General features: G+C 66.3%; 5 protein-coding genes. All 5 read right to left on the reverse strand.

Features of this window, described 5'->3' with window-relative positions; all coding sequences use genetic code 11:
* Positions 1 to 238: 238 nt before the first annotated feature.
* The 5 genes from H0U68_RS16610 to urtB all read right to left on the reverse strand — a co-directional run bounded on the left by H0U68_RS16610 (position 239) and on the right by urtB (position 5,537).
* Complete coding sequence (locus H0U68_RS16610) at positions 239 to 892, reverse strand: hypothetical protein (protein ID WP_296357560.1); 654 nt, start codon at positions 890 to 892, stop codon at positions 239 to 241.
* Between the two features lie 57 nt (positions 893 to 949).
* The gene (urtE, locus tag H0U68_RS16615; RefSeq protein WP_296357561.1) at positions 950 to 1,642 is read right to left on the reverse strand and encodes an urea ABC transporter ATP-binding subunit UrtE; all 693 of its coding nucleotides are present in this window, start codon (positions 1,640 to 1,642) and stop codon (positions 950 to 952) included.
* 139 nt (positions 1,643 to 1,781) lie between these two features.
* On the reverse strand, positions 1,782 to 2,657 hold the full coding sequence (gene urtD, locus H0U68_RS16620) for an urea ABC transporter ATP-binding protein UrtD (protein ID WP_296357563.1): 876 nt from the start codon (positions 2,655 to 2,657) through the stop codon (positions 1,782 to 1,784).
* Between the two features lie 79 nt (positions 2,658 to 2,736).
* Complete coding sequence (gene urtC / locus H0U68_RS16625; RefSeq protein WP_365731930.1) at positions 2,737 to 3,702, reverse strand: urea ABC transporter permease subunit UrtC; 966 nt, start codon at positions 3,700 to 3,702, stop codon at positions 2,737 to 2,739.
* Between the two features lie 266 nt (positions 3,703 to 3,968).
* Positions 3,969 to 5,537: an urea ABC transporter permease subunit UrtB gene (gene urtB / locus H0U68_RS16630; RefSeq protein WP_296357564.1), complete on the reverse strand. Its 1,569-nt coding sequence runs from the start codon at positions 5,535 to 5,537 to the stop codon at positions 3,969 to 3,971.
* Positions 5,538 to 5,707 lie beyond the last annotated feature (170 nt).

A 5,707-nucleotide genomic window follows, 5' to 3' on the forward strand; every position in this document is an offset into this window, starting at 1 on the left:
CCCCAAACCATTCATCTGGACAGCCAGTGCTTCGGACATCCTGGCCAAGGTCACCAGAGCCAAGGCTGCATTGGCTGCGATCTCACGATAAGTACAGAACAGAGGCGCGCACCACACTAGCACGCGATGCCGAATCTTGAAGATGCCCAAGAAAGAGCGAATGTCTCATCAACTCGTCCGGAGCGGAAGTCCACGGTTTAGGCTTGTACGTTCGATGGAGGGGTTCGGCCCCACCCTCCTAAGGAGACTCCGCCATCAGCGGCGCCGCGCGTTGGCCAAGCGGCTCATCCTCGAAGAACACGAGGATCGCAGGCGCCTTTGCGCCCTTCCACTTCGGCTGCTGGACGACCCACTTCTGCACGAACTCGGTCACCGTCTGGCGTGCCGCCTCGCGCTGGAGCTTGATCATGTCGGGCGCGGCCGACTTCTTCGCCAGTGTGGCCGTGATCGACCGCTGGAGGGAAGCAACGGCGTCTGCTCCCGTCAGAGGCGACCAGAGTCCCGAGGCGAACGACTCGAGCTTGGCCGTGTCGATGGCGACCGGAAGCGATGGCCGGACGGGCGGGGCGATGACGACGAGCGCATTTCCCGTGCTGCGGAGGGTCCAGTCCTTGGCAAGGGGGATGTGGTACCGGTAGACCGCAGGCACCCGCACCTGGGCGACCGTGCTGCCGACCGGCACGCCCAGGATGGTGTGGCTGGTCGTCGAGTCGAACCGCTCTTCGGCGGTGATCATGCTGACTTCAAGAAGCCCGCCGGGCGTGCGCATCACCACGCGGTTGTCGGCGGACACGGTCATCGTCGTCTTGGGCGGCGCACGCAATTGCCATGCGAAAAGCGCCGCGTTTACGGCGACACCGATGACCAGGAGGGCAGAGAGCGCGGTTCTCATGTAGGCGCCATGGTAAATGGCTGCGCCCCAGCCAGGCGGTTGCGACCCCGATTTGCCTTAAATCGCCACCATCCCCCGCACCCCATCCGCCTCCATGTCCTTGCCCCGGCCGCGCGCGATCACTTCCCCGCGCTCCATCACCAGGTAATCGTCGGCGAGCTCCTGGGCGAAGTCGTAGTACTGCTCCACCAGCAGGATCGCCATGCCGCCCTGGTCCGCCAGGGTGCGGATCACGCGGCCGATGTCCTTGATGATGGACGGCTGGATGCCCTCGGTGGGTTCGTCCAGCACCAGCAGCTTCGGCGCCGCCGCCAGCGCCCTCGCAATCGCCAGCTGCTGCTGCTGGCCGCCCGACAGGTCGCCGCCGCGGCGGTGCAGCATCTGTTTGAGCACGGGGAACAGCTCGTACAGATGCGGCGGGATCGGCGTGCTGCCCTTCTTGTACGCCAGCCCCATGCGCAGGTTTTCTTCCACCGTCAGCCGCGCGAAGATCTCGCGGCCCTGCGGCACGAAGCCGATCCCAGCGCGGGCGCGCTCGTAAGGCGTGGCTTGGTGGATCGGCTTGCCGTCGAATTCGATGCTGCCGGTCTTGATGGGGATCAGGCCCATCAGCGACTTCAGCAGCGTTGTCTTGCCCACGCCGTTGCGGCCCAGCACCACCGTCACTTTGCCGAGTTCCGCGCCCGCGCTCACGTCGCGCAGGATGTGCGAGCCGCCGTAGTACTGGTTGATGTTCTTGATGGAAAGCATGTGTCTGTTGTTAGTTTGCGTGCACTTCGACGAGCTCAGTGCGAACGGGGCAGGGGCGGCATCCCGTTCGGCCTGAGCCTGTCGAAGGACTCGCGCTGTACTTCGACAGGCTCAGCACGAACGGGTCAGGGGCGGGCCGCTACCTTCCCAAATACACCTCGATCACGCGCTCGTCGGCCTGCACCTGGTCCAGCGTGCCTTCGGCCAGCACGCTGCCCTCGTGCAGCACCGTGACTTTCTCCGAGATGGTCTTGATGAAGCCCATATCGTGCTCCACCACCAGCAGCGAGTGCTTGCCCTTCAGCGTGAGGAACAGTTCCGCCGTGCGCGCGGTTTCCTCGTCGGTCATGCCGGCCACCGGTTCGTCCAGCAGCAGCAGCTTGGGGTCCTGCATCAGCAGCATGCCGATTTCCAGCCACTGCTTCTGCCCATGGCTCAGGTTGCCGGCCTGCCGATTCACGCTGTCGGCCAGGTGGATGGTGTGCAGGATCTCGGCCAGGCGGTCGCCCTCGCCCGTGTCCAGGCGGAAGAACATCGAGGCCTTCACGCCCTTGTCGGTCTTGAGCGCCAGCTCCAGGTTCTCGAACACGGTGAGCTGCTCGAACACCGTGGGCTTCTGGAACTTGCGGCCGATGCCCATCTGCGCAATCTCGGCTTCCTTGTAGCGCAGCAGGTCGATGGTGCTGCCGAAGAACACCGTGCCGCTGTCCGGCCGCGTCTTGCCGGTGATGATGTCCATCATCGTGGTCTTGCCCGCGCCATTGGGCCCGATGATGCAACGTAGCTCACCCGGCGCGATGTCCAGCGACAGCTTGTTGATGGCGCGAAACCCGTCGAAGCTGACGCACACCTCCTCCAGGTACAGGATGCGGCCGTGCGTGACGTCGACCTGGCCGTGCGCAAGCGGGCGCGAGAACGCGGCCGCGCGGCCGCCCGATTCCGTCTTGCCGGTCACCGGCCTGGCGTGCAGCGCCTCGGCGCGGCGCGCGCCTTCGTCCATCAGGTCGGGCGTCATGGAGCCCCCACGCTTGCCACTTCGTGGACTGCGCTGCCCCCCGAGGGGGCTTTCGCGCCTTGGGGCCGCCCGGCGGCGCTCATGCCCTGGCCCTGCGCAGTTTCTTCACCAGGCCCACCACGCCGTCCGGCAGGAACAGCGTGACGGCGATGAACAGCGCGCCCAGAAAGTACAGCCAGAACTCCGGCGCGGTGACGGTGAGCCAGCTCTTGGCGCCGTTGACGATGAAGGCACCGACGATGGGCCCGATCAGCGTGGCGCGCCCGCCCACCGCCGCCCAGATGGCGATCTCGATGGAGTTGGCCGGGCTCATCTCGCCCGGGTTGATGATGCCGACCTGCGGCACGTAGAGCGCGCCGGCCACGCCGCACATCACGGCGGAGATCGTCCAGATGGCGAGCTTGTAGCCGACCGGGTTGTAGCCGCAGAACATGGTGCGCTGCTCGGCGTCGCGCACGGCCTGCAGCACGCGGCCGAACTTGCTGCGCACTAGCCAGCGGCCGAACAGGAAGAAGCCGAGCAGCGCCAGGCCGGTCAGCACGAACAGCGCCATGCGCATGCTTTTCGTCTGCAGCGGCACGTCGAGGATGCGCTTGAAGTCGGTGAAGCCGTTGTTGCCGCCGAAGCCGGTTTCGTTGCGGAAGAACAGCAGCATGGCCGCGAAGGTCATGGCCTGCGTGATGATGGAGAAGTACACGCCCTTGATGCGCGAGCGGAATGCGAAGTAGCCGAACACGAAAGCCACGGCCGCCGGCACCGCCACCACCAGGAACAGCGTGGCGCCGAAGCTGCCCGAGAGCGTCCAGTGCCAGGGCAGCACCTTCCAGTCCAGGAACACCATGAAGTCCGGCAGGTCGGCGTGGTACTGCCCGTCGCGGCCGATCTGGCGCATGAGGTACATGCCCATCGCATAGCCGCCCAGCGCGAAGAACAGGCCGTGGCCCAGCGACAGGATGCCGGTGTAGCCCCAGATCAGGTCCATGGCCAGCGCGCAGATGGCGTAGCACATGATCTTGCCGACCAGCGCCACGGCGTAGTCGCTCATGTGGAAGATGCTGCCCTCGGGGACCGCGATGTTGGCCAGCGGGGCGAGCGCGCAGATGACGATCAGGGCAATGAGGAAAGCGGACCAGCCGGTGCGGGTGAGAAGCGGCCGGCGCGCCGGAAGCAGAACCGCCGTTCGGCCTGAAAGAGTATCCGTTCGGCCTGGAAGGACGTCCGTTCGGCCTGAGCTTGTCGAAGGCTTCGCGAGCCCTTCGACAGGCTCAGGGCGAACGGGAGCGGTAGATGCTGCCGGTGGCAATACAGCGCTCATGCTTCCGCACTCCGTCCCTTGACCGCGAACAAGCCCTGCGGGCGCTTCTGGATGAACACCACGATGAACACCAGCACGGCGATCTTTGCCAGCACCGCGCCGGCCCAGCCTTCCAGGAATTTGTTCAGCACGCCCAGGCCCAGCGCCGCATACACCGTGCCGGCCAGCTGGCCCACGCCGCCCAGCACCACCACCATGAACGAGTCCACGATGTAGGCCTGCCCGAGGTCGGGACCCACGTTGCCGATCTGGCTCAGCGCGCAACCCGCGAGTCCCGCGATGCCCGAACCGAGCGCGAACGCGTACGTGTCCACCCGCGCCGTGTTCACGCCCATGCACGACGCGATCGGCCGGTTCTGCGTGACGCCGCGCACGAACAGGCCCAGCCTGGTGCGCGCGATCAGGAAGGCCATGCCGCCCAGCACGGCGAGCGCGAAGCCGATGATGACGATGCGGTTCCACGGCAGCTGCACGTCGCCCAGTGCGTTGACGCTGCCGCTCATCCAGCCGGGGTTCTCCACGCCGACGTTCTGCGCGCCGAACACGGTGCGCACCAGCTGCATCAGCATCAGGCTGATGCCCCAGGTTGCCAGCAGCGTTTCCAGCGGGCGGCCGTACAGGAAGCGGATGACGCCGCGTTCCAGCACCGCGCCCATCGCGGCCGAGGCGGCGAACGACACCGGCACCGCCGCCACCAGGTACCAGTCGAACGCGCCGGGCAGGTACTGGCGGAACAGCACCTGCACCACGTAGGTGGCGTAGGCGCCGATCATCATCAGCTCGCCGTGCGCCATGTTGATCACGCCCATCAGCCCGTAGGTGATGGCCAGGCCCAGCGCCACCAGCAGCAGGATGGAGCCCAGGCTGATGCCGGAGAAGGCCGCGCCCAGGCGTTCGCCCCAGACCAGCGAGCCCTGCACCTGGCGCAAGGTGGCGTCCAGCGCGCTCTTCACGTCGGGGTCGGTTTCTTCCTTCGCGCGCTGCAGCAGCAGGGCGCGGGTGGCCGGACTGCGGCTGGTCGACAGCAGCCGCGCGGCCTCCAGCCGCTTGGTCTTGTCGGCGCTGTTCAGCAGTGCCGCCGCGCGCACCAGGCCCAGCTGCTCCTTGATGCCGGCGTTCTGTTCGGCGGCAAAGGCCTTCTCGATCAGCGGCAGCTTGGATTCGTCCGGGTCCTTCTGCAGTTCCTTCACCGCGTCGGCGCGCAGCGCGTCGTCTTTGGAGAACAGCTTCATGGCCGACAGCGCGGAATCCAGCTCGCCGCGCATGCGGTTGTTGTTGACGACGTCCTCGGCGTCTTCGGGCACCTGCACCTCGGCACCGGTCACGGGGTCGGCACCCTTGCCGTCCTTCACCACGAACACCTTGCCGTTCGCGGTCTTCACCGCGTCGTCGGCCAGTGCCTGGATGAAGGCCGCCGTCTTGGCGTCGGCGTTGGCCACGGCCTTGTTCAGCGCTTCGATGCGCGCGTCGGCTTCACCGGTGGCGATGGCTTTCGCCTCGTCGGCTGTGAGGGCGTGGGCATGGAACGCCAGGGCGGCGGCCAGCAGGAGGAGGAGTCGTTTCATGAGGAGCCTGTGCAATGGGCGGCACGCCGCCCATCACGCAAACAGCTAGTGTCCTGTCCCGTAAATAACAGGCATTAATCGTGCTTGCTCTTGCGGTATCTTTCGAGCGGAGATACGCAATGAGAACGGGCAGGCCAAAGGCGGATTTGATCTTGTCGGACGAGGAGCGT

Origin of the sequence: Ramlibacter sp., from assembly GCF_013697775.1 — a bacterium.
Taxonomy (GTDB): Bacteria; Pseudomonadota; Gammaproteobacteria; order Burkholderiales; family Burkholderiaceae_C; genus Ramlibacter.